Here is a 26,037-nt window from a genome sequence, read left to right on the forward strand (position 1 = left end):
ATTTGTAGCAATTGCGAAATATTGCTATTCGAGAGCCGTTTACATTCTTTACAATTTGCTCGACGGTTTTGTCTGCATTTCAGGACATGCGCGCTTGTGTTCCGGCAATGGGAATCAATACCATTGCTGCCCCTTGGCTTGCGGTGACTTTCCATGCTCCTACACATTCCCGGATTGTTCGCGCGCGACGAAGTGCTGCGCATTCGCCAGGCCCTGGAGCAGGCCGATTGGGCGGATGGGCGGATGACGGCAGGCCATCAGTCGGCCAAGGCCAAGCACAACCTGCAACTGCCCGAAGGCCACCCGCTGGCGATGGAGATCGGTGCGGCGCTGCTCGAACGCCTGTGGGCCAACCCGTTGTTCATGTCGGCGGCATTGCCGAACAAGGTGTTTCCACCGCTGATCAACTGCTACACCGCAGGCGGAAGTTTCGATTTTCACATCGACAATGCCGTACGCCAGGCCAAGGGCAGCATCGAACGGGTACGCACCGACCTGTCCTCGACGTTGTTTTTCAGCGATCCACAGGACTACGACGGCGGCGAACTGGTGATCCAGGACACCTTCGGCACTCGCGAAGTCAAGCTGCCGGCCGGCGACTTGCTGCTGTACCCGGCCACCAGCCTGCACAAGGTGCGTGCGGTCAGCCGCGGCGCGCGTTTCGCATCGTTCTTCTGGACGCAGAGCCTGGTTCGCGAAGACAGTCAGCGGGCGCTGCTGTTCGAGATGGACGGGGCGATCCAGCAGTTGAGCCGCGACGTCCCCGAGCACCCCTCGCTGATTCAACTCACCGGCACCTACCACAACCTGCTGCGGCGCTGGGTGGATGTATGAGCGGCGACTTCAGCCTGCGCCGTCGGGAGGTGCTGGACAACGAGCAGTTGAAGGCGATGCTCGTCGCCGAACCGCGCAAGGCCGCCCAGGCGCTGGTGATCGCTGCGGGGCAGGGCGTGGTCGATGCACAGGCATTGCTCGGGCAGATCCTGCTCGATGGCCGCGGTATCGAACGTGATGCGGCGCTTGCACTGAAATGGTTTGTCATCGCGGCCAGCCGGGGCCATGCCATGGCGCACAACATGCTCGGTCGCTGCCACGAACACGGATGGGGCTGCGAGGCCAGTGCCGAACGTGCTGCCGGCCATTACCTGCACGCGGCACGGGCCGGGCTCGATTGGGGCCTGTACAACCTGGCCAATCTGTTGGGTACCGGGCGCGGCGTGGCACTCGACCACCCGCGAGCGTTCGCCTGCTATCTGCAGGCGGCCACCATGGGCCACGCCAAATCCATGAATCTGGTAGGGCGTTACCTGGAACAGGGGCTGGTCGCGGGCGCCGATCTACCCAGGCCACAGGTCTGGTACATGCGTTCAGCGCAGGCGGGAGACTTCCGCGGGCAATTCAGCCATGCCGCGATGCTGGCAGAGGAGGGCGACGTCGATACCGCACTGATCTGGCTGCAGCGGGCTCTCGAAGGGGGGAACGCAAACTTTCTGCGCAGCAGCTTGAAGGTGCTGGAGCAGGCCAGACAGCCGGCCATCAGGGCGATGGCCGGCCTCTACGCGCAGCGCTTGCAGGCGCTGGAGCAGTAGAGTCACGGGCAGCCTCAAAGCTGCCCGCAAGTCTCAGGTGCATTCAGACGTAGAACGATTTCAAAGGCGGGAAGCCGTTGAATTCCACCGCGCTGTAGCTGGTGGTGTAGGCACCGGTGGACAGCCAGTACAGGCGGTCGCCAATGGCCAGGTTCAACGGCAGGCCATATTTGTAGTGCTCGTACATGATGTCGGCGCTGTCGCAGGTCGGCCCGGCGATAACCACTTCTTCCATCTCGCCTTTCTTCTCGGTCCAGATCGGAAACTTGATGGACTCGTCCATGGTTTCGATCAGCCCGCTGAACTTGCCCACGTCGGTGTACACCCAGCGCTCTACTGCGGTACGCGACTTGCGCGCCACCAGCACCACTTCACTGACCAGAATGCCGGCGTTGGCGATCAGCGAACGGCCCGGCTCGAGGATGATTTCCGGCAGCTCGTCACCGAAGTCTTCCTTGAGGAAACGGATGATTTCCTCGGCATAGGTTTCCAGGCTGTTGGTGCGGGTGATGTAGTTGGCCGGGAAGCCACCGCCCATGTTGATCAGCTTGAGAACGATGCCGTCTTCTTCCTTGAGGCGTTCGAAGATCACCTTGACCTTGGCGATCGCCGCATCCCACACGCTGATGTCACGCTGCTGCGAGCCCACATGGAAGGAGATGCCGTACGGCACCAGGCCCAGGTCGCGAGCCAGGATCAACAGGTCCATGGCCATGTCGGTCTGGCAGCCGAACTTGCGCGACAGCGGCCAGTCGGCCGTGGTCGAGCCTTCGGTAAGGATCCGTACGTAGACCTTCGAACCCGGCGCGGCCTTGGCGATGTTGCGCAGGTCGGCTTCGGAGTCGGTGGCGTACAGGCGCACGCCCTTGTCGTAGAAGTAGCGGATGTCCTTGGACTTCTTGATGGTGTTGCCGTAGCTGATGCGCTCCGGCCCCACGCCCTGGTTCATGACCTTGTCCAGCTCGTAGATCGAGGCAATGTCGAAGCTCGAGCCTTTGTCGCGCAGCAGGTCGATGATTTCCACGGCCGGGTTGGCCTTGACCGCGTAATACACCTTGGCAAATTCGAAACCGGCGCGCAGGTCATCGTAGGCCTTGCTGATCATGGCGGTATCGATGACTACGAATGGGGTTTCTTGCTTGTCGGCGAACGCCTTCATTTTGTTGAAGGTATCGGGTGCGAAGTAGTCTTCGACGTTGATCGACATGCTAGGGACTCCTGGTGGCAAACGTCGTGAATATAAATGGGCTCAAATGACCATCCTCCGTATCCCCACTTTGGTTCGCCTACTTCCCAAGGCATGTCGGGCGAAAGCAAAAAGGCCACGGAAAGCTGCTTTCCGGTGGCCTGTTGTCTCGTCGTCAGTACTTGAGCCGGATGGATCGTTTCCAGCATGGACGGTCGGCGCGAACTTTAGGGCGTGGAAGGCTTGAGAGCAACTAAAAATGTCGCGTTTTCGTACGTTGCTCGATTGCTGGCACTGCAACCGCTGCACACTGCTGCAGCGGTTCCCTTTTAACCGACCCACATGACCGCATGATGTTCCCGAGGGGCTGGCCCGTCGGTCACTCCTTCACGTTCATGAATTCCTTGGCCCAGCTTACGTAACTCTCTGGATGGGTGTAGGTGTGGGTCAGTTCGGTGGCGCTCAGGTCGGTGCTCTTGCTGAACTGCTGGCGCTGTTCGCGCAGCGAGTCGTAGGTCGCCTTGATCGCTGCAAAATAGGCACCGTGGCCGTCCACCACCACGCGCACACCCAGCGCCGCCAGGCGTGCGTCGTCGTGCAGCGCAGGGTTGCCGTAGGTCACCAGCATCAGCGGCACACTGAGGTTTTCGGCAATCTGTTCCAGGTGCTCGAAGTCCTTCACGCCGACCATGCAGATGCCATCGGCACCAGCGGCCTGGTAGGCCTGGGTGCGGCTGATCACTTCCTGGGTCGAAAGCACCCCGGCGTGGGTCCGGGCGACGATGGTCAGCTCGGGATCGACCCGCGCTTCGAGCGCTGCGCGAATCTTGCCGACCCCTTCGGCCACCGAGATGAGGTCGGTGGAGCGGCGACCGAACTGCGCCGGCAGCAGGGTATCCTCGATGGTCAGGGCACCGATGCCGGCGCGTTCCAGTTCGACCACGGTACGCATCACGTTCAGCGCGTTGCCATAGCCGTGGTCGGCGTCGGCAATCACCGGCAACTGCGCCACACGACCGATGCGCGTGGCCTGCTCGGCGAACTCGGACAGGGTGATCAGGGCGAAGTCGGGGGCCGCCAGCACCTGCAGCGACGCCACCGAACCGCCGAGAATACCGACCTCGAAGCCCAGGTCGGCGGCAATGCGGGCAGACATCGGATCGAACACCGAAGCGGTGTGATAACACTGTTTTGAAGCAAGCAGCTCACGGAACTGGCGACGCAGGGCCGTGTGGGAAACTTTGGGCATGATCGCTCCTGATTCTGGCGAAACCCCAATGCCTCATGCGGAGGGTTTCTGGAACTTTATCGATTCTTCATGGGTTTTTAGTGACTGGCGCCAGTTTATCACCGCACGGGTGAAGTTGTATTCGTTGGCGCCATTGCGCCGTGCCTGATTCGCCTGCTTCGGCAACTGGCGACGGCGCACGCAAAATGGCAGAGTGTCCGGCCATGCCTGCCTGCCAACGGAATCCCCATGGCCACTCCCACAACAATCGCCAACCCTGCGCCAGGCGCTGCACAGACCAGCCCGCTGGTGATGCGCATCCTGGGTGCCTGCGCCCTCGCGCACCTGGTCAACGACCTGATCCAGGCGGTGCTGCCGTCGATCTATCCCATGCTCAAGGCCAGCTACGGGCTGACCTTCACCCAGGTGGGCCTGATCACCCTGACCTTCCAGGTCACCGCATCATTGCTGCAGCCCTGGATCGGCTTCTACACCGATCGCCATCCCAAGCCGCTGCTGTTGCCCGCCGGCATGGTCTGCACATTGATTGGCATCATGCTGCTGTCCATGGTCGGCAGCTTCCCGATGATCCTGCTGGCGTCGGCGCTGATCGGCATCGGCTCCTCGACCTTCCACCCGGAAACCTCACGGGTGGCGCGGCTGGCCTCCGGTGGACGCTTCGGCCTGGCGCAATCCACCTTCCAGGTGGGGGGCAATACCGGGTCGGCGTTCGGTCCACTGCTGGCGGCGGCCATCGTCATTCCGTTCGGGCAGGGGCATGTGGCCTGGTTCGGCCTGATCGCGGTGTTCGCCGTGGCGCTGCTGTACGGCATCAGCCGCTGGTACCGTGGCCATCTCAACCAGTTCAAGGCGCGCGCCGGCCAGAGCGCCAGCCACGGTCTGTCCAAGGGGCGAGTCAAAGCCGCGCTGGTGGTGCTGGCATTGTTGGTGTTCTCCAAGTATTTCTACATGGCCAGCTTCACCAGCTACTTCACCTTTTACCTGATCGAGAAGTTCGACCTGTCGGTGGCCAGTTCGCAGTTGCACCTGTTCCTGTTCCTTGGGGCGGTGGCGGCCGGGACCTTCTTCGGCGGACCCATCGGCGACAAGATCGGCCGCAAGGCGGTGATCTGGTTCTCCATTCTGGGCTCGGCGCCGTTCACCCTGATGCTGCCCTACGTCGACCTGTTCTGGACGAGTGTGCTGAGCGTGGTCATCGGCTTCATTTTGGCGTCGGCATTCTCCGCCATCGTGGTGTATGCGCAGGAACTGGTGCCAGGCAACGTGGGCATGATCGCCGGGGTGTTTTTCGGCCTGATGTTCGGTTTCGGTGGCATTGGCGCAGCGCTGCTCGGCCATCTGGCGGACATTCACGGCATCGAGTACGTGTACTGGCTGTGCTCGTTCCTGCCCTTGTTCGGCATCCTGACGATCCTGCTGCCGAGCACCAAGAAGGCGGTGTGAGGCAGCGCTAGCGGGCGCGGTGCTCGGCTGGCTGCGGGCGACCGAACAGGTAGCCCTGGAAATGCGAGCAGCCTTCGGCCTTGAGGCGCATGAACTGCTCGTCGCTTTCCACGCCCTCGGCCGTGACCTGCATCTGCAGGCTGCGGCCCATGCCGGTGATCGCGCGGATGATGGCGATGGCCTCGTTGCTGTCGCCCATGTCGTGCACGAACGACTTGTCGATCTTGATCTTGTCGAAGGCAAATGCGCGCAGGTAGCTGAGGGACGAATACCCAGTGCCGAAATCGTCCAGGGCGATGCGCACACCCAGGGCTTTCAAGCGCTGCAGGATACTGATGTTGGCCTGGTTGTTGTCCAGCAGCACCGATTCGGTGATCTCCAGCTCCAGCCGTGCGGCGTCCAGGCCCGACTCGCTCAACGCTGCCTGCACCAGCTCCACCAGGCCATTGTTGCGAAACTGCACCGGCGACAGGTTGACCGCCACGGTCAGGTCGCCGGGCCAGCGTTGAGCTTCGTGGCAGGCTTCGCGCAAAGCCAGCGCACCCAGCTCGTGGATCAGCCCGGTTTCTTCGGCGATGGCGATGAAATCCAGCGGCATGATCATGCCATGTTGCGGATGCTGCCAGCGCATCAGTGCCTCATAGCCAATGATCCGCGTGTCGCGCTTGTCGATGATGGGTTGGTAATACAGATGCAGCTGTTTGTCGACGATGGCCTGACGCAGATCGCTTTCCACGGTGCGGCGCTTCTGCGCCAAGGCATCCATGCGTGGATGAAAGTATTCGTAGCGATGGCGGCCGTTGCGCTTGGCCTCGTACAGGGCCATGTCGGCGCAGCGCAGCAATTCTTCGGGCGTGTTCTGATCCCTGGGCGCCAGCGCAATGCCCACGCTCAAGCCCACGCAGAGGCTGTGCCCCTCGATCAGGAAAGCCGGCTCGATGGTGTCGATCAGGCGTTGTGCGGTGAGCTGCGCGTCTTCGCCGTTCTTGAGTTCGGGCAGGATCACCGCGAACTCGTCGCCGCCCAGGCGCGCCAACGTGTCCTTGACCCGCAGCACGTCGCGCAGCCGCGTGGCGATGGCGCGCAGCAGACGGTCGCCGAACTCATGGCCCAGGGCATCGTTGACGTTCTTGAAGTTGTCCAGGTCCAGGCACAGGGTCGCCGTCACGCGGTCGCGGCTGGCGTCTTCACGCAAGGCCTCTTCGAGACGTTGGCGGAACAGCGCCCGATTGGGCAGCCCGGTCAGGCTGTCGTGGTGAGCCATGTGGCGAATGCGCGCCTGGGCAGCGTTTTCGTCGGTGATGTCTTCCACGATCAGCAGCACGTAACTGCTGCCCAGTTCCTTGCCGCGTATGGTCACCGTCTTGCTGCGCAAGGTCCGCAGGCCCAGCAGGGTGTGCTGCTGGCTCTGGGCATGGTGCAATCCCTCGGTACGCACGCACTGGTCGGTCAACCGGCGCAGATAACCGCTCAACGCCGGCGCCAGGCACTCTTCCAGCTGCCGACCGATCATCTGCTCACGGGCATTGCCGAACAGCCGCTCAGCCTGCAGATTCACCAGCAGGATCTGCCGCGATACGGCGTCCTGCACGATGACGCTGGACGGAATATTGGCGATGACCGAATCGAGAAACATCGACAACGAGGCCATTTCGGCGCTGTGACTTTCCGCCAGGCGCTTGGCTTCCTGCAGGCTCAAGTCCCGTGCACGCTTCTCGCTGATGTCGCGCGTGACCTTGGCGAAGCCGAGCAACTGGCCCCTGTCGTCATGGATGGGCTCGATCACTACATGGGTCCAGAACAGCGTGCCGTCCTTGCGCACCCGCTGGCCTTCGCATTCGAAACGCCCCGCCTCCAGCGCCGTCGCCAGGCTCTGCGCCGGCAAGCCACAGGCGCGGTCCGCGGGGGTGTAGAAGCACGAAAAATGCTGCCCGACGATCTCCTCCGCACGATACCCCTTGGCCCGCTGCGCCCCGGCATTCCAATTCGAAACGATGCCCTGCGGCGAGAGCATGTAGATCGCATAATCCACCACACCCTGTACGAGCAGCCTGTACATCACATCGGAATTTTCGTTCATGGGGTGGCGTCTGCTAGGGGAAACTACGGCGCGGTCGAGGGCAGCGGGTGGTCACCAGGGCGCGGTAACCCGTGCACGTTTCTGGTCTACAGGTTGTCGGCTGGCCATGCGCTATCTTTAGCGCGTGGCGGCCCTTGGAGCCTGAATGCAAAAAGCCCCGTATCGCAGGGCGATGACGGGGCTTTCGAGGCACGCGTGAGGCGGTGTAGCGGGTCGGCTCAGACGTTGAAGCGGAAGTGCATCACATCACCGTCCTTGACGATGTATTCCTTGCCTTCCAGGCGCCATTTGCCTGCTTCCTTGGTACCGGCTTCGCCGTTGTACTGGATGAAGTCGTTGTAGGCGATGACTTCGGCGCGAATGAAGCCTTTTTCGAAGTCGGTGTGGATCACACCGGCGGCCTGTGGCGCGGTGGCGCCGATCTTCACGGTCCAGGCGCGGACTTCCTCGACGCCGGCGGTGAAGTAGGTCTGCAGGTTGAGCAGTTCGTAGCCGGCGCGGATCACGCGGTTCAGGCCGGGCTCTTCCAGGCCCAGGGCCTCGAGGAACATGTCCTTCTCTTCGCCGTCGTCGAGCTCGGCGATCTCGGCTTCGATCTTGTTGCACACCGGCACCACGATCGCGCCTTCTTCTTCGGCAATCACCCGTACCACGTCCAGCAACGGGTTGTTCTCGAAGCCATCTTCGGCAACGTTGGCGATGTACATGACCGGCTTGGTGGTCAACAGATGGAAGCCGCGCACGACCGCCTTCTCGTCGTTGCCCATGGTGCGCATCAGGCTGCGGGCCGGTTTGCCCAGGGTGAAGTGGGCAATCAACTGCTCCAGCAGGCCCTTTTGCACCACCGCGTCCTTGTCGCCGCCCTTGGCGTTGCGCGCAACCTTCTGCAGTTGCTTCTCGCAGCTGTCGAGGTCGGCGAAAATCAGCTCAAGGTCGATGATCTCGATGTCGCGCTTGGGGTCGACGCTGTTGGAAACGTGGATCACGTTCTCGTCTTCGAAGCAGCGCACCACGTGGGCGATGGCGTCGGTTTCGCGGATGTTGGCGAGGAACTTGTTGCCCAGCCCTTCACCTTTCGAAGCGCCGGCCACCAGGCCCGCGATGTCGACGAACTCCATGGTGGTGGGCAGCACGCGCTTGGGATTGACGATGGCAGCCAGCGCTTCCAGGCGCGCATCGGGCATCGGCACGATGCCGCTGTTGGGCTCGATGGTGCAGAACGGAAAGTTCTCGGCCGCGATCCCGGATTTGGTCAAGGCGTTGAACAGGGTGGACTTGCCGACGTTGGGCAGGCCGACGATGCCGCAGTTGAATCCCATGGTGAATCCCTCTTCGAAGAGTCAGGCCTTTTGGCTGTGCAGGTTTTTCATCGCGCGATTCCACTCGCCGGCGAAGATATCCGGCAGCACACCGAGGGCAAAATCGATACTGGCATCCAGCTTTTCCTGTTCGGCGCGCGGGGCGCGGCCAAGAACGAAATTGGACACCAACTTGCTGTCACCCGGGTGGCCGATGCCAAGCCGCAGCCGGTGAAAGCCATTGTCATTGCCGAGCTGCGCGATGATGTCGCGCAGGCCGTTGTGCCCGCCGTGCCCGCCGCCCAGTTTGAGCTTGGCGACGCCGGGGGGCAGGTCGAGTTCGTCGTGGGCCACCAGGATCGCTTGCGGCGGTATGCGAAAGAAATTCGCCATCGCTGCGACGGATTGACCGCTGCGGTTCATGTAGGTGGTGGGGATCAACAGACGAACGTCATGGCCCTGATGGCTGAAACGCGCCGTCAGGCCGAAATACTTGCGATCGACTACCAGGTTCACACGGTGTGCCTGGGCGATGCGCTCAACGAAAAGAGCCCCTGCGTTATGCCGGGTCTGTTCGTATTCGGGGCCGGGGTTACCCAGGCCAACGATCAGTTGTATGGCGGTCACGGCAGGGGCTCTTCCTTGTCGAGTCGTGGACGCCACCCGAGGGTGTCATCCACAGCTCGGCGTGCGAGTAAGATTACTCGGCAGCGCCTTCTTCGGTTTCTTCGTCGGCAACGATACGCGGAGCGTGGACGTTGGCAACTGCCAGGTCGGTACCATGAGCCAGTGCCACGAACTCGACGCCTTGCGGAGCCTTGAGGTCGGACAGGTGGATGATGGTGCCGATTTCAGCGTCAGCCATGTCGACTTCGATGAACTCAGGCAGGTCTTTCGGCAGGCAGGTGACTTCCAGCTCGGTCTCGGTGTGCGAGATCTCGCCGCCTTTCTTGACAGCCGGTTCCTGGTTCATGAAGTGCAGAGGCACGATGGCGGTCAGTTTCTGGCCGGCGATCACGCGTACGAAGTCAGCGTGCAGGACGTGACCCTTGGCTGGGTGACGCTGCAGTGCCTTGATCAGGACGTTCTGCTTGGTGCCACCAACGTTCAGTTCGATCACGTGGCTGAAGGCAGCCTCGTTTTCGAGCAGCTTGGCAACTTCCTTGGCCAGCATGCTGATCGACTCAGGGGCTTTTTCGCCACCGTAGACAACAGCTGGTACCAGGCTGGCGAGACGACGCAGGCGGCGGCTCGCACCTTTCCCCAGGTCGGAACGCGCTTCGGCATTCAAAGTGAAATCGTTCATGTGTTTCTCCAAAATAACCACGTTCGCCCAGCGTTTGCGACCAGCGCCAAGGCGATACGGGCAAAAAAGCCCCGGCCCGACAGAGTGTCGGGCCGGGGCGCTTTTCGTCAGAACGGTGTTCGCGAAGGGCAGGGCCCTCAGCGGAACATCGCGCTGATCGATTCTTCGTTGCTGATGCGACGCATCGCTTCGGCAACAACCGGGGCGATATCCAGTTGACGGATACGCCCGCAGGCTTGTGCGGCTGCGGAGAGCGGGATGGTGTTGGTCACCACCAGCTCGTCCAGCACGGATTTCTCGATGTTCTCGATCGCACGCCCCGACAGGACCGGGTGGGTGCAATAGGCGAACACCTTGGCCGCGCCATGTTCTTTCAAGGCCTTGGCCGCGTGGCACAGAGTGCCGGCGGTATCGACCATGTCGTCGACCAGGATGCAGGTACGGCCTTCGACATCACCGATGATGTGCATCACTTCGGAGTGGTTGGCCTTCTCGCGACGCTTGTCGATGATGCCCAGGTCGACGCCCAGCGACTTGGCCACGGCGCGTGCACGCACCACGCCACCGATGTCGGGGGAAACGATCATCAGGTTCTCGAAGCGCTGGTCTTCGATATCGTCCACCAGAACCGGAGAACCGTAGATGTTATCGACCGGGATATCGAAGAAGCCTTGAATCTGGTCGGCGTGAAGGTCGACGGTGAGGACACGGTCGATGCCCACCACGGTCAGCATGTCGGCGACGACCTTGGCGCTGATTGCCACACGGGCAGAGCGCGGACGGCGGTCTTGACGAGCGTAACCGAAGTAGGGGATCACGGCGGTGATTCGCGAAGCCGAGGAGCGGCGGAAGGCATCAGCCATCAGCACCAGTTCCATCAGGTTGTCGTTGGTCGGCGCACATGTAGGCTGGATAATGAAGACGTCTTTACCGCGAACGTTTTCATTGATCTCGGTGCTGATTTCACCATCGGAAAACTTGCTGACGGAGACATCACCGAGAGGGATATGCAGCTGACGCACAACGCGTCGAGCCAGATCGGGGTTTGAGTTCCCCGCAAAGACCATCATCTTGGACACGCGCAGTACCTGCCGGCTGAGGGTATACCTGGATGAGTATAGGAAAATGGCAGGGGCGGCTGGATTCGAACCAACGCATGGCAGGATCAAAACCTGCTGCCTTACCGCTTGGCGACGCCCCTGTAGCTTGAAACTTCCGAGTGCCCAGCACTCGTTTCCTGTTACAGACTCTGCAGCTTGCGATGCAACATCGAAACGTTGCTTCCCTTGGCCACGAACCCTGTAAGGGTGTCTGCAAGAAGGTGCGAAACTCTATCAGCTTCCGCTTTGCTTGGGAAGGCCCCAAACACACAACTTCCAGTGCCTGTTAGCCGAGCTTCAGTGAATTTGCCAAGCAAATTCAGTGCGTTACGTACATCCGGGTAACGACGCTCTACTACTGGCTGGCAGTCATTACGACTGTTTCCCTCAAGAACGGGGCGCACTTTAATGGGCGCCGAGTCACGTGTCAACAACGGATCCGAAAAAATTTCCGCTGTACTTACAGAGACTTGCGGTACAAGCACGAGATACCAGGGCTGTGGCAGTTCGACCGGGGTCAGTTTCTCGCCCACGCCTTCGGCGAACGCCGCATGGCCGCGCACGAACACCGGCACATCGGCGCCCAGGGAAAGCCCCAGCTGCGCGAGCTGATCTTCACTGCAGCCGGTCTGCCAGAGGTGGTTCAGAGCGAGCAGGGTGGTGGCGGCATCGGAGCTGCCACCGCCGATACCACCGCCCATGGGCAGTACCTTGCGCAACCAGATATCGGCGCCCAGCGCCGTACCCGTCAGTGCCTGCAGCTGCCGCGCGGCCTTGACGATAAGGTTGCTGTCGTGGGGTACGTCGGCTATCTGGGTGTGCAGGCACACCACGCCGTCGTCGCGCAGGGCGAAATCCAGCTCATCACCGTGGTCGAGAAACTGGAACAGCGTCTGCAGCTCGTGATAGCCATCCGCGCGCCGGCCGAGGATGTGCAGCATCAGGTTGAGCTTGGCCGGCGCGGGCAGGGTCAGTACGGGGTTCATGGAAGTGCCTGCGCTCATGTCACTGCCCCAGCCGGCGCGGCTGCCAATCCTTGACCACCAGGGTCACGTCCAGGTCCTGGCCATGCAGCTTGATCCGCTCGGGCAGCCAGTAGCCATTCTGTTCGGTGTAGCTCAGGTATTCGACTTTCCAGCCGTCCTGGGCAAGCCCCGCGAGGCGGCTGTCGCCATCAAGGGTCAGCTGGCTCTTGCTGTCGGGGGCCGGCAGGCCGCGGACCCACCAGGACAGATGCGAAACCGGCAGTTTCCAGCCCAGTTGCTGTTCCAGCAGTTCTTCGGGGGTCGTGGCCTGGTAGCGGCCCTGATTGGCCACCTCCAGGCTGACATCGCCCGGGCGTCCGGTCAGGCGCGCCGCACCGCGCCCCAGAGGGCCGGACAGGCGGATGTCGTAGTAATCCTGACGCTGCAGCCAGTACAGGGTGCCGGAACCGGAGTCCTTGGGCGCACGGATGCCGATCTTACCGTTGATCTCCCAACCGTCGAGCTGGGTGAGTTGCTGTTTGTGCACTTGCCACTGTTGCGGGTTGCCCTGACCCTGCAGGGCTTCGTGGGAGCCCATGCCGGCGCAGCCGGTGAGCACGGCGATGAAAGTGGCAACCAGCAGGTGACGCATCATGTAGGAGGTAGGACGCAAAGACATGGATTAAAGATTCTCTGAACCGGTCAGGCGCAGGATGGTGCTGCGCAGGACAGGGCTGTCGGGTTGTTCTTGCAGGGCCTTGCCCCAGATTTTGCGCGCCTCACGCTGCTTGCCGCTGGCCCACAGCACTTCGCCCAGGTGGGCGGCCACTTCGTGGTCGGGAAAGCGTTCCAGCGCGTCGCGCAGATAGCGCTCGGCGGCGTCGAGGTTGCCCAGTCGGTAATTGACCCACCCCAGGCTGTCCAGCACGGCTGGATCTTCGGGGTTGATCTGGTGGGCCCGCTCGATCAGGGTGCGGGCCTCCTCGAAGCGAGTGGTGCGGTCGGACAGCGTGTAGCCCAGGGCATTGAGCGCCATGGCATTGTCCGGCTCGCGGGCCAGAATGGCCCGCAGGTCCTTTTCCATCTGTACCAGGTCGTTACGCTTTTCAGCCAGCATCGACCGTGTGTACAGCAGGTTCAGGTCGTCCGGATTCTGTTTGATGGCGTTCTGCAGCACCAGCCAGGCGGCTTGGGTCTTGTCGTTGTTGGCCAGGGTTTCGGCTTCGATCAGGTACAGCTGGATCGCGTAGTCGGGCTGGGCATCGCGTGCCTCGGCCAGGCGCCGTGAAGCCTCGTCGGCGCGGCCGTTGGCGATCAGGATATCGGCTTGACGCAGCTGGGCGGGCAGGTAGTCGGTACCGACATCCACCTGGGCGTACTCATCGAGCGCTGTCTGTGGATCGCCGCGTTCTTCGGCGATGCGGCCCAGGTTCAGGTGTGCGGAGTCGACGTGGCTGCCGCGCTCCACCAGTTGCTGGAGGTAATTGTAGGCTTCGTCCCAGGCCTTGCCTTCGAGGCACACCAGGGCCAGCGAATAGCGCAGTTCGTCGTCGTCCGGGTATTGCTGAACGAGAATCGCGAACTGCAGCTTGGCGTCGTCCATGCGGTTCTGTTCGACCAGCATGCGCGCATAGGTCAGGCGCAGACGCTTGTCGTCGGGGATTTTCTTGAGGTTTTTTTCCAGCAGTGGCATGGCTTCGCTGCCGCGATCCAGCGCGGCGAGCAGACGGGCGCGCAGCAGGATGGGGGCGATTTCACCTTCCTGGGGTGGATTGCCTTCCAGCAACGCCAGGGCGCCTTCGGTATTGCCATCCTGTTGCATCAGCAAGGCCTTGCCGAAGATCAGCTGGCCGTTGCCGGGGTACTTGCCCAGCAGGCGATCGAAACTTTGCAGCAAGCCGCGCCGGGTACTTTCGTCGGTGTCGGCCGCCGACAGCGCAAGAAAGTCGAAATGGGTGTCACCCTGGCCCTGCAGGACCTTCTCCATGTACACCAGCGACTCGTCGTACTTGCCATTGCGCGCCAACTGGATGGCAGCAGCACGCTGCGCGTCGAGGTCGGCGGGGGCGTTTTTCGCCCACAACTGCGCGGTCTCCAGCGCTGGCTGATCGGCGCCCAGGTATTCGGCGATGCGGAAAGCGCGTTCGGCAATGCCCGGATCCTGCGTCTTGCGGGCCTGGGTCACGTAGTTGCCCAGGGCAAGATCGAAGCGATCACGCTGCCCGGCCAACTCTGCACTGAGCAGGCTGAACACGGTTTCCTCGCTGAACGAGCCGTAGACCTTGGGCGTCTCGTCCGGCGCAGGCGCCGGCTGCGCCACGGGAACCGGAGTCGCCTGCTCTTTGGGTGGCCATGACTGGCAGCCCTGCAGCAAGGCGAAGGCGAGGAGCAACGTGGAGGTTCTATTCATAGAGGGGATTTTGGCGGCTTACCTGCGGTCGGATCATCATGACACAAGCCACAGGTCAAACCCATAACTCGAGGTTGCCTATTAGGACAATAGATAGCGGTGGTTGTTCTGGGCCGGACGAAGTAGGACAATTACCGGCTTCTCGACATCATCAGCGACCTTGAATGGCCTTTCTCGCCCTCGGTATCAACCATAAGACTGCTTCGGTAGACGTGCGCGAGCGCGTGGCGTTTACCCCGGAGCAGCTGGTAGAGGCCCTGCAGCAGCTTTGCCGGCTGACCGACAGCCGTGAGGCCGCGATCCTCTCGACCTGCAACCGCAGCGAGCTGTACATCGAACAGGATCACCTGGCTGCCGATGCCGTGCTGCGCTGGCTGGCCGATTACCACCGTTTGAGTGTGGAAGAGCTGCGCGCGAGCGCTTATGTGCACGAAGAAGATGCGGCTGTTCGTCACATGATGCGCGTGGCGTCCGGGCTCGATTCGCTGGTGCTGGGCGAGCCGCAGATTCTCGGGCAGATGAAATCCGCCTACGCCGTGGCCCGCGAGGCCGGCACCATCGGGCCGCTGCTGGGGCGTCTGTTCCAGGCGACCTTCAGCGCTGCCAAGCAGGTGCGCACCGACACCGCAATCGGCGAGAACCCGGTTTCGGTGGCGTTTGCCGCCGTCAGCCTGGCCAAGCAGATCTTCAGCGACCTGGCGCGCAGCCAGGCCTTGCTGATCGGCGCCGGCGAAACCATCACCCTGGTCGCACGCCACCTGCACGAGCAGGGGGTCAAGCGCATCGTGGTGGCCAACCGCACCCTGGAGCGCGCCAGTACCCTGGCTGCGCAGTTCGGCGCCCATGCCGTGCTGCTTTCCGATATTCCCCAGGAGCTGGTCAACAGCGACATCGTCATCAGCTCCACCGCCAGCCAGTTGCCGATCCTGGGCAAGGGCGCGGTCGAGAGCGCGCTGAAACTGCGCAAGCACAAGCCCATCTTCATGGTCGATATTGCCGTGCCGCGCGACATCGAACCCGAGGTCGGCGAGCTGGACGACGTCTACCTCTATACCGTCGACGACCTGCATGAAGTGGTTGCCGAGAACCTGAAAACCCGCCAGGGTGCCGCCCAGGCCGCCGAAGAACTGGTAAGCGTGGGTGCCGACGATTTCATGCTGCGTCTGCGCGAGCTGGCGGCGGTGGACGTGCTCAAGGCCTACCGCCAGCAGGGCGAGCGCCTGCGCGACGAGGAGCTGCAGAAAGCCATGCGCCTGCTGGCCAACGGCGGCAACGCCGAAGAGGTGCTTGCGCAATTGGCCCGGGGCCTGACCAACAAGTTGCTGCACGCACCCAGCGTGCACATGAAAAAGCTCTCCGCCGAAGGCCGCGTCGATGCGCTGGCCATGGCCCAGGAACTCTTTGCCCTCGATGAGGGCTCAACGGATAAACCGCCGCAATGAAAGCGTCACTGCTCAACAAGCTGGACACGCTCCAGGACCGATTCGAGGAACTGACCGCCTTGCTGGGCGACGCTGAAGTCATTTCCGAGCAAACCCGCTTCCGCGCCTATTCCAGGGAATACGCCGAAGTCGAGCCCGTGGTGCTGGGTTACCAGCAATGGGCCAAGGTGCAGGCTGACCTGGAGGGCGCGCAGGCGTTGCTCAAGGACAACGACCCGGACATGCGCGAGATGGCGGCCGAGGAAGTGCGCGAAGCCCGCGAGCAGTTGGTGCAACTGGAGGGCGCGCTGCAGCGCATGCTGCTGCCCAAGGACCCCAACGACGGTCGCAACGTTTTCCTCGAGATCCGCGCCGGTACCGGCGGCGATGAAGCGGCGATCTTTTCCGGCGATCTGTTCCGCATGTATTCGCGCTATGCGGAACGCCGTGGCTGGCGCCTGGAGATTCTTTCCGAAAACGAAGGCGAGCATGGCGGCTACAAGGAAGTCATCGCCCGCGTCGAAGGCGACAGCGTCTACGGCAAGCTCAAGTTCGAGTCCGGCGCGCACCGTGTCCAGCGCGTGCCGGAAACCGAATCCCAGGGCCGCATCCACACCTCGGCCTGCACGGTGGCCGTGTTGCCGGAACCGGACGAGCAGGTGGCCATCGAGATCAACCCGGCCGATCTGCGCGTGGACACCTACCGGTCCTCCGGCGCCGGTGGCCAGCACGTCAACAAGACCGACTCGGCGATCCGCATCACTCACCTGCCGACCGGCATCGTGGTGGAATGCCAGGAAGAACGCTCGCAGCACAAGAACCGCGCCCGTGCCATGAGCTGGCTGTCGGCCAAGCTCAACGACATGCAGAGCAGCGCGGCGGCCAATGCCATCGCCAGCGAGCGCAAGCTGCTGGTGGGGTCGGGCGACCGTTCCGAGCGCATCCGCACCTACAATTTTCCGCAGGGCCGGGTAACCGACCATCGTGTCAACCTGACCTTGTACTGTCTGGATGAAGTGCTGGCCGGCGGCGTCGATGCAGTGATAGAGCCGCTTCTGGCTGAATACCAGGCCGATCAGTTGGCCGCGTTGGGTGAATAGAACATGACCATCATTGCCAGTCTGTTGCGCGCTGTCGAACTGCCCGATTCCCCGACCGCACGCCTGGATATCGAGCTGTTGCTGGCCGCGGCACTGGGCAAGTCGCGCAGCTACCTGCACACCTGGCCCGAGCGCATCGTGCCCAGCGAAGCTGCCAACGCCTTCGCCGCCTTCATAAAGCGTCGCCAGGCGGGCGAGCCGGTTGCCTATATCCTGGGCCAGCAAGGGTTCTGGAAGCTCGACCTGGAAGTGGCCTCGCACACATTGATTCCGCGTCCCGAAACCGAGCTGCTGGTAGAGGCTGCGCTGCAATTGCTGCCGACCAGCTCGGCGCGAGTACTGGATCTGGGCACGGGTACGGGAGCGATTGCCTTGGCCCTGGCCGGCGAATGCAGTGCCTGGCAAGTCACCGCAGTCGACCGCGTCGCCGAAGCGGTGGCCCTGGCCGAGCGCAACCGGGTGCGGCTGAACCTGGGCAATGCCCGGGTGCTCGAGAGCCACTGGTTCAGCGCCCTGCAGGGCGAGCGTTTCGACCTGATCGTCAGCAACCCGCCGTACATCGCCAGTGCCGACCCTCATCTGCGTGCCGGCGACGTGCGCTTCGAGCCCGCCAGTGCACTGGTGGCCGGCGAAGACGGCCTCGACGACCTGCGCCTGATCATCGGCCAGGCACCCGCGCACCTGCATCCGGGCGGCTGGCTGCTGCTCGAACACGGCTACGACCAGGCACCGGCGGTCCGTGAACTGCTGGCCCAACACGATTTCGAGCAGATCGAAAGCCGTATCGATCTCGGCGGTCACGAGCGCATCACGCTGGGGCGGTTGCTGTGCTGAGCGATCAGGAGCTGCTGCGCTACAGCCGGCAGGTGCTGCTGTCGCAGGTCGACATCCAAGGCCAATTGAGGCTCAAGGGCAGCCGGGTACTGATCGTCGGCTTGGGTGGGTTGGGCTCGCCGGTGGCGCTGTACCTGGCTGCAGCGGGCGTCGGCGAGCTGCATCTGGCAGACTTCGACACCGTCGATGTGACCAACCTGCAACGCCAGGTGCTGCACGACAGCACCTCGGTGGGTATCAGCAAGGTCGATTCGGCCATTGCCCGGCTGGGCGCGATCAACCCCGAAATCGCCTTGGTGGCGCACCGCGCCGCGCTGGATGAAGACTCGCTGAGCGCAGCGGTTGCCGCCGTCGACCTGGTGCTCGACTGTTCCGACAACTTCGCCACGCGCCAGGCGGTGAACGCCGCCTGCTTTGCCGCCGGCAAGCCGCTGGTCAGTGGTGCCGCGATCCGCTTGGAAGGGCAGTTGTCGGTGTTCGACCCACGGCGTCCGGAAAGCCCCTGCTACCATTGCCTGTACGGTGAAGGCAGCGATGCCGAGCTGACCTGCAGCGAGGCCGGCGTGGTGGGCCCGCTGGTCGGGCTGGTGGGCAGCCTGCAGGCACTGGAAGCGTTGAAGCTGTTGGCGCAGTTCGGCGATGTGCTGGTCGGTCGGCTGCTGTTGATCGACGCACTGGGCACCCATTTCCGCGAAATGCGGGTCAAGCGCGATCCCAAGTGCCCGGTCTGCAGCGCCCGGCATGTCTGAGGCGCCTGTCGGCGTGTTCGATTCCGGCGTCGGCGGTTTGTCGGTGCTTGGCGAAATCGAACGGCTGCTGCCTTGCGAATCGCTGCTGTACGTGGCCGACACCGGGCACATTCCGTACGGCGAGAAATCCAGCGAATTCATCCGCGAGCGTTGTGCCAAGGTTGCGCATTTTTTTCACGGCCAGGGCGCCAAGGCATTGGTGCTGGCCTGCAACACGGCCACGGTCGCTGCGGTGGCGGATCTGCGTCAACGCTATCCCGACTGGCCCATCGTTGGCATGGAGCCAGCGGTCAAACCTGCCGCGGCAGCGACCCGCAGTGGTGTCGTCGGTGTGCTGGCCACCACCGGCACCCTGCGCAGCGCCAAATTCGTGGCACTGCTCGATCGTTTTGCCAACGAAGTGCAGGTCATCACCCAGCCGTGTCCCGGACTGGTCGAACTGATCGAAACCGGCGATCTGGACAGTCCGGCGCTGCGTCTGTTGCTGCAGGGGTACGTGCAACCGTTACTGGACGCTGGCTGCGATACCCTTATTCTGGGCTGCACGCACTATCCGTTCCTCAAGCCCCTGTTGGCCACCATGGTCCCGGCCCACGTGGCGCTGGTCGATACTGGCGCCGCAGTAGCGCGTCAGCTACAGCGATTGCTGAGTGCCGGAAACCAGCTGGCTGACGGGCCGGCGCGGCCCGCGCAGTTCTGGACCAGCGGATCGATAGATATTTTTCGAAATGTCCTACCGAAGCTGTGGAAATTTTCTGACAATGTGCAAGTATTCACGTTGTAAAAAAAATGTGAAAAAAACGGGGTGTAACACTGAACTTACGTTCCAACTCCGATTCCATAGCATGTCCATTTTTTCGACAAAAATTCTTACAACTGCATTCGGTAGGATGTTTCTCATGAAGAGACTGTTCAGTTTGGCTGCGCTTGCGGCTTTGATGTTGGGGCAATCGGTGACCGCGAACGCGGCCGACCTATCGTTTTCCGCGGGCGAAACGGGCGAATCGTCCCAGGTCTATCGCATTGGCTTGCAATCCAACTGGGACAAGAGCTGGTTCCAGACCGACGTCGGTCGCCTGACCGGCTACTGGGATGCCGGCTATACCTACTGGGATGGCAAGGACTTCAAGGACAACCACAGCCTGTCGTTCGCGCCAGTATTCGTCTACGAATTCGGCGGCGGTTCGATCAAGCCCTACATCGAGGCCGGCATCGGTGTCGCCGCCTTCGCGCACACGCAGATCGAAGGCAACAAGCTGGGTTCGTCGTTCAACTTCGAAGACCGTATCGGCTTCGGTTTGCGCTTCGGTGGCGGTCATGAGCTGGGTGTGAGAGCGATCCACTACTCCAACGCCGGCATCAAAGAGCCAAACGATGGTATCGAAGCCTACACACTGAACTACCGCATGCCGCTGTAAGCTGTCCCTCGGCCAGCATTGGCCGACGCGCGGGCAGGATTCTCTGCCCGCGATTGCTTCAATCCTTCTTCCCTATTTGGCTTTGCGTGGCAGATTCTTGAATGCCGCCAAGGCGCGTGCGCGTCCTTCCTTCAGATCCACGATCGGCCGGGGATAGTCGTTCTGCTTGAGCGCATCACCTGACGGCGCATGGACCTGCTTGCGATCCAGTCCTTCCAGCTCGGGCAGCCATTGCTTGAGAAACACGCCTTGCTCGTCGAAACGCTGCGATTGGCTCACCGGGTTGAAGATCCGGAAATAGGGCACCGAATCGGTACCCGTGGATGCACTCCACTGCCAGCCGCCGTTGTTGGAGCACAGGTCGCCGTCGATCAGGTGCTGCATGAAGAAACGCTCGCCCTCGCGCCAGTCGATCAGCAGGTTCTTGCTCAGGAACATGGCGGTAACCATGCGCAGGCGATTATGCATCCAACCGGTGGACACCAGTTGACGCATGGCTGCATCGACGATGGGGATGCCGGTGCGTCCTTCTTTCCACGCCTGCAACTCGCTGGGCGCCTTGCGCCAGGGCAGGGCGGCGTATTCCTCGCGAAACGGCCGGTGCATCGAGACGCGCGGATAGCCCACCATGATGTGCCGGTAGAACTCGCGCCAGATCAACTCGCCGATCCAGGTCACGGCGCCGACGTTGCCGCTCTCGAACTCACCGCGATTGCTGTTGAGCGCCGCATGCAGGCACTGGCGTGGAGAAACCACGCCGGAAGTCAGGTAGGCGGAGATCTGGCTGGTCCCAGGGTGGGCGGGTAGATCGCGCTCGACCTTGTAGTCTTCGATCGGTTGGTCGGTGAAGGTGTCCAGGCGCTTGTGCGCCTCTTGCTCACCGGCCGGCCAGAGCTTGAGCAGCGCCTTGTCGGGGACGGCGAAGCCCTTCACTTGATCGGGCACTGTGTCGGCGGCAATGTGCACCGGTTTCTGCGCGTGGGGCTTTTTCACCAGCGCCGGGACGGACTGGTGCAGGCGTTCGTAACACACCTTGCGGAACTGGCTGAAGACCTGGAAATAAGTGCCGCCTTTGGTCAGTACGCTGCCGGGCTTGAACAGCGCCTGATCCAGATAACGGTGCAGGGGAATGTCCACCTTGGCCAGGGCCGCTCCTACTGCCTCGTCGCGGCGGTTCTCGTTGACACCGAACTCGTCGTTGCAATGCACGGCCTCGATCTTGTGCTCGGCGCAGAGCGCGCTGATGACCTTCGGTGCCTTGTCCCAGGTATCCGCTTCACGCAGCAACAGGGGGATGTGCAGGGCCTTGAGGCTGGCGCTCAGTTCCTTGAGATTGCGCAGCCAGAAGTCGACCTTGTTCGGTGAGTCGTCGTGCTCCAGCCATTGCTTGGGGCTCAGCAGGAACACGGCCAGGGTCGGGCCCTGCTCGCAGGCGGCCGCCAGGGCGGGGTTGTCGTGCACTCGCAGGTCGCTGCGCAGCCAGATCAATTGCATGAAAGCCTCGTCATTCGAATTCAGGGTTGCCGGTCGGCCAACACGCCAGACGCCTGCAGCAACTGCTGGGCGTGCAACGGATCGGTCGCCAGGTGCAGATCGGCAATGGGGGAAGGGCCGTCGCCTGCGGCGGCGCGGTGAATGAGCACGGCCGAGCCCACCAGCCATTTGGGGCACGTGCAACCGACCAGCAACCGCCCCAGCGCCGCGAGGTTGAGGGCCTTGTCGGCGTACAGCACCAGCGCGCGTGCCTCAAGCTTGTCGCAGGCCAGGGCCAGCTCGCCCGCCGGCAGCGGCGCGTCGAACACCTGCACCGGGCAATCGCTGCTGCTGATCAGCCAGGCGCCGAGCCACAGGTAAGGGTCCGGAGTGACGTCGGCCTGATTGACCAACACCACGGGCGCACCGTTCAGCTGGCGGTTGTTGTGATAGAGGCGCGCACCCAGTTTGCTGCGCAGCCAGCCATGGAAGAACACCCGCTGCATCTGCGCGCCGAACTGGCCGGCCCAACGCTGCTCCAGATCGGTCAGCAGCGGCAGCAGCAAATGCTCGCACAGGGTGGCAGGTGGATACAGGGCCATCGCTTGATTGAACAGATCATCCAGTTGACGCTCGGCCATGTCGGCGATGGCCTGGATCAATGTCTGGCGCAGCTGCTGCCAATCGCTCTGGACTTGCGGCCGGGCATCGCGAGGAGCGTCGAGCAGTTGCTTCACCTGACTGACGGCCACGCCCCGGTTGAGCCAGGTCAGCACGTGCTGGATCCGTGCGATCTGCGCGGCGTCGTACAGGCGATGGCCCTTGGCGGTGCGGTGAGGCACGATCAGGCCGTAGCGCCGCTCCCAGGCCCGCAGGGTGACCGGGTGCACGCCGGTTTGCCGGGTGACTTCGCGGATCGGCAGCCAGTCGGTGCCATTGGCGTCAGATGGCATTGCGCAAGCTCAGGTTTTCCGGGTGCGGCTGCAGGTAGGTCTGCTGGGCGATGTACGGGTCCGGATGGATGCGGAACAGGTGCTTGAGCAGCGTCATCGGCACCACCAGCGGCACAATGCCCTCGCGGTACTGATTGATCAGTTGTTGCAGTTCTTGCTTGTCCTGCGCATCGATGTCGCGCTTGAGGTAGCCGCTGATGTGCTGCAGCACATTGCTGTGGGTGCCGCGAGTGGCGCAGCGCTTGAGCGCCTGCATCAGCTCACTGAAATACTGCGGGCCGATCTGCGCGGCATCGCCGCGGCCCATGCTGCCCAGCAGCTTGCCCAGAACCTTGTACTGCAGCGGGTTGTTGGCCATCAGCTGGTATTTGAAGCGCGAGTGGAATTCGGTCAGGGCGCGGCGCGTCAAGCCGTCCGCCAGCAGCGCTTGCCACTGGGCATAGGCGCCGACGCGCACGAGGAAGTTTTCCCGCAGCACCGGATCGCACAGGCGACCTTCCTCTTCCACTGGCAGATCGGGGTGGCGCGCACAGAACGCCTGGGCATAGATGCCTCGGCCACCTTCGCGCTGGGGAGCGCCGTTGTCTCGATAGATCTTCACCCGCTCCAGGCCACAGGACGGCGACTTCTGCATGAAGATGTAGCCACAGAGATCGGTCAGCTCGCCGGCCATCCGTTCGCCGTAGGCGGCCAGGGGCGCGGTGACGTTGATGTCGGGGTGTACGGTACCCACGGCCTGGGTGTGATCCTTGTCGCCGACCAGGCGAATCGGCTCGCGCGGCGTACCCAGGCCGATGGCGACCTCGGGGCAGACCGGGACGAACTCGAAATGCTCGACCAGGATCCGACTGCACCAGCGCGATTCCTTGTGCCCGGCGTTGTAGCGCACGGGTGCACCGAGCAGGCAGGCGCTGATTCCGATCTTGGGTTTGCTGACGCTGGGCTCTTGCATGACGGACCTCTTCTGAAACCTGTACATACTGACAACGCTGTACAGCATAGTTTCATCTTAGGTCCGTATTTGTACAGGTCAAATGCTTTGTACAGAAATACAGCTCTTGGCAGGGTGTCACTGCCAGCCCATTTTCCAGTTCTGCATATCCTGCAAAGCCTGCCAGGGCATGCGCTCGGCACGGTGTGTGAGAACCGCCTGCAACTCGACCTCCAGCACGATGCCTTCGTCATCGCAGAACACTTCGCTGACCAGGAAATGCTTTTCCCGGTTCAGCGGGCGCACGGCGGTCCATTTGGACAGCAACAACTTGCGCGGATTGAGCCGATGCCGGGCATTCATTGCAGGTGCTCGAGCAGGCGCCGCGCGGCTTCCTGGCCACTGAGCCAGGCGCCTTCGACGCGGCCTGACAGGCACCAGTCGCCGCACACGTACAGGCCCAGGTCGGGGTCGGCCAGCGCACCCCATTCATGGGGCTGGGCCGGGCGCGCGTAGAGCCAGCGATGGGCGATGCTGAAGCTTGGCGCAGGCATCGGGCAGTTCACCAGCTCGGCGAAGGCGCCATGCAGCTGTTCGATCACCGCCTCGCGGGACAGGTCGATGTGCTGTTTGCTCCACGCGCTGGTGGCGTGCAGTACCCAGGTGTCGCTGCTGTCGTCACGGCCGGGCTTGCTGCCGCTTCGCGCCAGCCAGTCCAGCGCACTGTCCTGCACGAAGCAACCCTGCATCGGCGTGTCCAGCGGCGTAGCGAAACTCAGTGCCACCGACCAGGTAGGGTCCATCTTGACCCCGGCCACCTGCGTGGCGAGCTTGGGCGCACTGGCCAGCAGCGCCGTGGCCTGGGGCGCCGGCACAGCGAGCACGACGTGGCTGAAGGGTCCATGGCTGGTGCCCTCTGCATCCAGCAGCTCCCAGAATTCCTCGCCCTTGAACACCTCGGCGATGCGGCAGGAAAAAGCGGCAGGCAGGTCGACGGCCATGGTCTTGGCAATGGCGCTCATGCGTGGTGCGCCGACCCAACGTACCTGCTCGTCCGGCGACGGGCTGAGGCGACCCTGCTTGGCGTTGTACAGCGACGGCGACCACGGCTGCACGCAACCTTCGGCCTGCCATTGCTGGACCTGCGCCACGAAGCGCCGGTCGCGGGCAGTGAAATACTGCGCGCCCAGATCAATGGAGCCGACCTCGCTGCGTTTGCTGGACATGCGGCCGCCCACACCGCGCGCCTTGTCGAACAACTGCACGGCATGGCCAGCCTTGTGCAACGCCTGGGCAGCGGAGAGGCCGGCAATGCCGGTACCGATGATTGCAATGGATACGGTCGCTGCAGGTCCAGTCGTCGTAGATGAAGTCGGCGTAGGTAAACTCATAGTGCCCTCGTAACAGCTTCGTAAGCGCTATGCACACGTGTGTTCGGAAAAACAAACCTGTACAAAAGACTTAATAAGTATAAGTTAACGGGATCCTTTTTGCTCAGGTGTCCTATGGTTCATGAGAGAGGCACGCGGATGGAAAGTGCCTGTCTCATGAAAATAGACTAGCGCTGCAGACGCAACGCCACATTGGAGAAACCTTATGCACATATTGCTGACCGGCGGCACCGGGCTCATCGGCCGCAAGCTTTGCCAGCACTGGGTAGGACAGGGGCATCGGCTGACGGTGCTCAGTCGCCAGCCGGGACAGGTCAAGCAGCTGTGCGGAGCCAGCGTGCGTGGCGTGGCGCAGCTCGAGGAAATTGGCGACGAAACGGTGGATGCGGTGGTCAATCTGGCCGGCGCGCCGATTGCCGACCGTCCGTGGACGGCGCGGCGCCGGGCGTTGCTGTGGAGCAGTCGGATCACCCTCACCGAGCGCCTTCTGGCATGGCTGGAAAGCCGTGCGCAGCGGCCCGAAGTGTTGATTTCCGGCTCGGCGGTAGGCTGGTATGGCGATGGTGGCGAACGTGAATTGAACGAGACCTCGCAACCGGTCAAGGAGGACTTCGCCAGTCACTTGTGCATTGCCTGGGAAGAGACGGCCCTGCGCGCCGAAGCGTTGGGCGTGCGGGTGGTGCTGGTGCGCACCGGGCTGGTGCTGGCAAGTCAGGGCGGCTTTCTCAAGCGCCTTGTGCTGCCGTTCAAGCTGGGGCTGGGAGGCCCGATCGGCAGTGGCCGGCAGTGGATGCCGTGGGTTCATATCGACGATCAAATCGCCTTGATTGATTTTCTCTTGCACCAGACCCAGTGCCGCGGTCCCTATAATGCCTGCGCGCCGGAGCCGGTGCGCAACCGTGAATTCGCACGACAGCTGGGACGTGCCCTGCATCGCCCGGCTTTCCTGCCGCTGCCGTCGCTGTTGCTCAAGGCGGGGCTCGGCGAGCTGTCAGGGCTGTTGCTCGGTGGCCAGCGCGCACGCCCGGTGGCGCTGCAGGCCGCAGGTTTCAATTTCCGCTACAGCGAACTATCCGCCGCCCTGACCGAACTGTCGCGGCGCCTCTGAGCTCTAAACGACGAACCTGAAATAGGACGCTGC

25 protein-coding genes and 1 tRNA gene are annotated in these 26,037 nt (G+C 62.6%); 10 read left to right on the top strand and 16 right to left on the bottom strand.

The features are described from left to right. Positions 1-153 precede the first annotated feature (153 nt). Entirely contained in the window at positions 154-834 is a 681-nt protein-coding gene (locus IFT76_RS12290; protein WP_122475247.1) for a Fe2+-dependent dioxygenase, read from the top strand. Beyond that, positions 831-1,589, top strand: coding sequence for a tetratricopeptide repeat protein (locus IFT76_RS12295; protein ID WP_192058585.1), 759 nt, complete (start codon positions 831-833; stop codon positions 1,587-1,589). Before IFT76_RS12290 ends, IFT76_RS12295 begins: the two co-directional genes overlap by 4 nt. Before the next feature lie 43 nt (positions 1,590-1,632). On the opposite strand, the gene IFT76_RS12300 is transcribed toward IFT76_RS12295, so the two are convergent. Both IFT76_RS12300 and IFT76_RS12305 read right to left on the bottom strand, forming a co-directional pair. Next, positions 1,633-2,796 (bottom strand): type III PLP-dependent enzyme, encoded by a 1,164-nt coding sequence (locus IFT76_RS12300; protein ID WP_122715155.1) that lies wholly within the window; start codon positions 2,794-2,796, stop codon positions 1,633-1,635. 358 nt (positions 2,797-3,154) lie between these two features. Beyond that, on the bottom strand, positions 3,155-4,024 hold the full coding sequence (locus IFT76_RS12305) for an isocitrate lyase/PEP mutase family protein (protein ID WP_122475242.1): 870 nt from the start codon (positions 4,022-4,024) through the stop codon (positions 3,155-3,157). 228 nt (positions 4,025-4,252) lie between these two features. Between IFT76_RS12305 and IFT76_RS12310 the strand changes: the two genes are divergently transcribed. Continuing rightward, positions 4,253-5,467 carry an MFS transporter gene (locus tag IFT76_RS12310; protein ID WP_122475240.1) on the top strand — a complete coding sequence of 405 codons (1,215 nt, stop codon included), beginning with the start codon at positions 4,253-4,255 and terminating at the stop codon, positions 5,465-5,467. 7 nt (positions 5,468-5,474) lie between these two features. On the opposite strand, the gene IFT76_RS12315 is transcribed toward IFT76_RS12310, so the two are convergent. The 9 genes from IFT76_RS12315 to IFT76_RS12355 all read right to left on the bottom strand — a co-directional run bounded on the left by IFT76_RS12315 (position 5,475) and on the right by IFT76_RS12355 (position 14,626). Continuing rightward, positions 5,475-7,547 (bottom strand): putative bifunctional diguanylate cyclase/phosphodiesterase, encoded by a 2,073-nt coding sequence (locus IFT76_RS12315; protein WP_192058588.1) that lies wholly within the window; start codon positions 7,545-7,547, stop codon positions 5,475-5,477. A 218-nt stretch (positions 7,548-7,765) separates the two neighbouring features. After that, positions 7,766-8,866, bottom strand: coding sequence for a redox-regulated ATPase YchF (ychF, locus tag IFT76_RS12320; protein WP_122475237.1), 1,101 nt, complete (start codon positions 8,864-8,866; stop codon positions 7,766-7,768). A 21-nt stretch (positions 8,867-8,887) separates the two neighbouring features. After that, positions 8,888-9,472 (bottom strand): aminoacyl-tRNA hydrolase, encoded by a 585-nt coding sequence (gene pth / locus IFT76_RS12325; protein ID WP_192058590.1) that lies wholly within the window; start codon positions 9,470-9,472, stop codon positions 8,888-8,890. A 73-nt stretch (positions 9,473-9,545) separates the two neighbouring features. Further along, entirely contained in the window at positions 9,546-10,151 is a 606-nt protein-coding gene (locus tag IFT76_RS12330) for a 50S ribosomal protein L25/general stress protein Ctc (RefSeq protein WP_122475235.1), read from the bottom strand. A gap of 137 nt (positions 10,152-10,288) precedes the next feature. After that, a complete protein-coding gene (locus IFT76_RS12335) occupies positions 10,289-11,230 on the bottom strand; it encodes a ribose-phosphate pyrophosphokinase (RefSeq protein WP_043192909.1) in 942 nt (313 codons plus the stop codon). A gap of 47 nt (positions 11,231-11,277) precedes the next feature. Beyond that, positions 11,278-11,352: transfer RNA gene (locus tag IFT76_RS12340), tRNA-Gln, on the bottom strand. Between the two features lie 39 nt (positions 11,353-11,391). Next, entirely contained in the window at positions 11,392-12,237 is an 846-nt protein-coding gene (gene ispE, locus IFT76_RS12345) for a 4-(cytidine 5'-diphospho)-2-C-methyl-D-erythritol kinase (protein ID WP_185795007.1), read from the bottom strand. 19 nt (positions 12,238-12,256) lie between these two features. Beyond that, positions 12,257-12,871, bottom strand: a complete 615-nt coding sequence (gene lolB, locus IFT76_RS12350) for a lipoprotein insertase outer membrane protein LolB (RefSeq protein ID WP_192058765.1) — start codon at positions 12,869-12,871, stop codon at positions 12,257-12,259. A 27-nt stretch (positions 12,872-12,898) separates the two neighbouring features. Next, entirely contained in the window at positions 12,899-14,626 is a 1,728-nt protein-coding gene (locus IFT76_RS12355) for a tetratricopeptide repeat protein (RefSeq protein ID WP_122475234.1), read from the bottom strand. Positions 14,627-14,790: 164 nt separating this feature from the next. Between IFT76_RS12355 and hemA the strand changes: the two genes are divergently transcribed. The 6 genes from hemA (at position 14,791) to IFT76_RS12385 (ending at position 20,148) form a co-directional block, all read left to right on the top strand. Continuing rightward, positions 14,791-16,068 (top strand): glutamyl-tRNA reductase, encoded by a 1,278-nt coding sequence (hemA, locus tag IFT76_RS12360; RefSeq protein WP_122475232.1) that lies wholly within the window; start codon positions 14,791-14,793, stop codon positions 16,066-16,068. Further along, positions 16,065-17,147 carry a peptide chain release factor 1 gene (gene prfA, locus IFT76_RS12365; RefSeq protein WP_122475230.1) on the top strand — a complete coding sequence of 361 codons (1,083 nt, stop codon included), beginning with the start codon at positions 16,065-16,067 and terminating at the stop codon, positions 17,145-17,147. Before hemA ends, prfA begins: the two co-directional genes overlap by 4 nt. A gap of 3 nt (positions 17,148-17,150) precedes the next feature. Continuing rightward, entirely contained in the window at positions 17,151-17,981 is an 831-nt protein-coding gene (prmC, locus tag IFT76_RS12370) for a peptide chain release factor N(5)-glutamine methyltransferase (protein WP_192058592.1), read from the top strand. Continuing rightward, the gene (locus IFT76_RS12375; RefSeq protein ID WP_192058594.1) at positions 17,975-18,730 is read left to right on the top strand and encodes a molybdopterin-synthase adenylyltransferase MoeB; all 756 of its coding nucleotides are present in this window, start codon (positions 17,975-17,977) and stop codon (positions 18,728-18,730) included. The genes prmC and IFT76_RS12375 overlap by 7 nt, the downstream gene beginning before the upstream one ends. Beyond that, a complete protein-coding gene (murI, locus tag IFT76_RS12380; protein WP_192058596.1) occupies positions 18,723-19,514 on the top strand; it encodes a glutamate racemase in 792 nt (263 codons plus the stop codon). Before IFT76_RS12375 ends, murI begins: the two co-directional genes overlap by 8 nt. A gap of 115 nt (positions 19,515-19,629) precedes the next feature. Then, a complete protein-coding gene (locus tag IFT76_RS12385) occupies positions 19,630-20,148 on the top strand; it encodes an acyloxyacyl hydrolase (RefSeq protein WP_192054703.1) in 519 nt (172 codons plus the stop codon). 72 nt (positions 20,149-20,220) lie between these two features. Here IFT76_RS12385 and phrB read toward each other — a convergent pair whose 3' ends face one another. The 5 genes from phrB to IFT76_RS12410 form a co-directional block, all read right to left on the bottom strand. Continuing rightward, a complete protein-coding gene (gene phrB, locus IFT76_RS12390; RefSeq protein ID WP_192058598.1) occupies positions 20,221-21,642 on the bottom strand; it encodes a deoxyribodipyrimidine photo-lyase in 1,422 nt (473 codons plus the stop codon). Between the two features lie 20 nt (positions 21,643-21,662). After that, a complete protein-coding gene (locus IFT76_RS12395; RefSeq protein WP_122475220.1) occupies positions 21,663-22,574 on the bottom strand; it encodes a MerR family transcriptional regulator in 912 nt (303 codons plus the stop codon). Next, positions 22,564-23,526, bottom strand: coding sequence for a YbgA family protein (locus IFT76_RS12400; RefSeq protein ID WP_122795335.1), 963 nt, complete (start codon positions 23,524-23,526; stop codon positions 22,564-22,566). The genes IFT76_RS12395 and IFT76_RS12400 overlap by 11 nt, the downstream gene beginning before the upstream one ends. Before the next feature lie 117 nt (positions 23,527-23,643). After that, positions 23,644-23,868 (bottom strand): TIGR02450 family Trp-rich protein, encoded by a 225-nt coding sequence (locus tag IFT76_RS12405; RefSeq protein ID WP_192058599.1) that lies wholly within the window; start codon positions 23,866-23,868, stop codon positions 23,644-23,646. Beyond that, on the bottom strand, positions 23,865-24,896 hold the full coding sequence (locus IFT76_RS12410) for an NAD(P)/FAD-dependent oxidoreductase (RefSeq protein WP_192058601.1): 1,032 nt from the start codon (positions 24,894-24,896) through the stop codon (positions 23,865-23,867). Before IFT76_RS12410 ends, IFT76_RS12405 begins: the two co-directional genes overlap by 4 nt. A 205-nt stretch (positions 24,897-25,101) precedes the next feature. Here IFT76_RS12410 and IFT76_RS12415 point away from each other — a divergent pair, with 205 nt between their 5' ends. Next, positions 25,102-26,004: a TIGR01777 family oxidoreductase gene (locus IFT76_RS12415; protein ID WP_185795015.1), complete on the top strand. Its 903-nt coding sequence runs from the start codon at positions 25,102-25,104 to the stop codon at positions 26,002-26,004. Positions 26,005-26,037 lie beyond the last annotated feature (33 nt).

This window comes from Pseudomonas sp. CFBP 13727 (assembly GCF_014841915.1).
GTDB classification, from domain to species: Bacteria; Pseudomonadota; Gammaproteobacteria; order Pseudomonadales; family Pseudomonadaceae; genus Aquipseudomonas; species Aquipseudomonas baltica.

Coding starts and splice junctions, on each gene's coding strand:
- IFT76_RS12290 (WP_122475247.1), top strand. CDS start 154: ATGCTCCTACACATTCCCGGATTGTTCGCGCGCGACGAAGTGCTGCGC.
- IFT76_RS12295 (WP_192058585.1), top strand. CDS start 831: ATGAGCGGCGACTTCAGCCTGCGCCGTCGGGAGGTGCTGGACAACGAG.
- IFT76_RS12300 (WP_122715155.1), bottom strand. CDS start 2,796: ATGTCGATCAACGTCGAAGACTACTTCGCACCCGATACCTTCAACAAA.
- IFT76_RS12305 (WP_122475242.1), bottom strand. CDS start 4,024: ATGCCCAAAGTTTCCCACACGGCCCTGCGTCGCCAGTTCCGTGAGCTG.
- IFT76_RS12310 (WP_122475240.1), top strand. CDS start 4,253: ATGGCCACTCCCACAACAATCGCCAACCCTGCGCCAGGCGCTGCACAG.
- IFT76_RS12315 (WP_192058588.1), bottom strand. CDS start 7,547: ATGAACGAAAATTCCGATGTGATGTACAGGCTGCTCGTACAGGGTGTG.
- ychF (WP_122475237.1), bottom strand. CDS start 8,866: ATGGGATTCAACTGCGGCATCGTCGGCCTGCCCAACGTCGGCAAGTCC.
- IFT76_RS12330 (WP_122475235.1), bottom strand. CDS start 10,151: ATGAACGATTTCACTTTGAATGCCGAAGCGCGTTCCGACCTGGGGAAA.
- ispE (WP_185795007.1), bottom strand. CDS start 12,237: ATGAACCCCGTACTGACCCTGCCCGCGCCGGCCAAGCTCAACCTGATG.
- lolB (WP_192058765.1), bottom strand. CDS start 12,871: ATGATGCGTCACCTGCTGGTTGCCACTTTCATCGCCGTGCTCACCGGC.
- IFT76_RS12355 (WP_122475234.1), bottom strand. CDS start 14,626: ATGAATAGAACCTCCACGTTGCTCCTCGCCTTCGCCTTGCTGCAGGGC.
- hemA (WP_122475232.1), top strand. CDS start 14,791: ATGGCCTTTCTCGCCCTCGGTATCAACCATAAGACTGCTTCGGTAGAC.
- prfA (WP_122475230.1), top strand. CDS start 16,065: ATGAAAGCGTCACTGCTCAACAAGCTGGACACGCTCCAGGACCGATTC.
- prmC (WP_192058592.1), top strand. CDS start 17,151: ATGACCATCATTGCCAGTCTGTTGCGCGCTGTCGAACTGCCCGATTCC.
- murI (WP_192058596.1), top strand. CDS start 18,723: ATGTCTGAGGCGCCTGTCGGCGTGTTCGATTCCGGCGTCGGCGGTTTG.
- IFT76_RS12385 (WP_192054703.1), top strand. CDS start 19,630: ATGAAGAGACTGTTCAGTTTGGCTGCGCTTGCGGCTTTGATGTTGGGG.
- phrB (WP_192058598.1), bottom strand. CDS start 21,642: ATGCAATTGATCTGGCTGCGCAGCGACCTGCGAGTGCACGACAACCCC.
- IFT76_RS12395 (WP_122475220.1), bottom strand. CDS start 22,574: ATGCCATCTGACGCCAATGGCACCGACTGGCTGCCGATCCGCGAAGTC.
- IFT76_RS12400 (WP_122795335.1), bottom strand. CDS start 23,526: ATGCAAGAGCCCAGCGTCAGCAAACCCAAGATCGGAATCAGCGCCTGC.
- IFT76_RS12405 (WP_192058599.1), bottom strand. CDS start 23,868: ATGAATGCCCGGCATCGGCTCAATCCGCGCAAGTTGTTGCTGTCCAAA.
- IFT76_RS12410 (WP_192058601.1), bottom strand. CDS start 24,896: ATGAGTTTACCTACGCCGACTTCATCTACGACGACTGGACCTGCAGCG.
- IFT76_RS12415 (WP_185795015.1), top strand. CDS start 25,102: ATGCACATATTGCTGACCGGCGGCACCGGGCTCATCGGCCGCAAGCTT.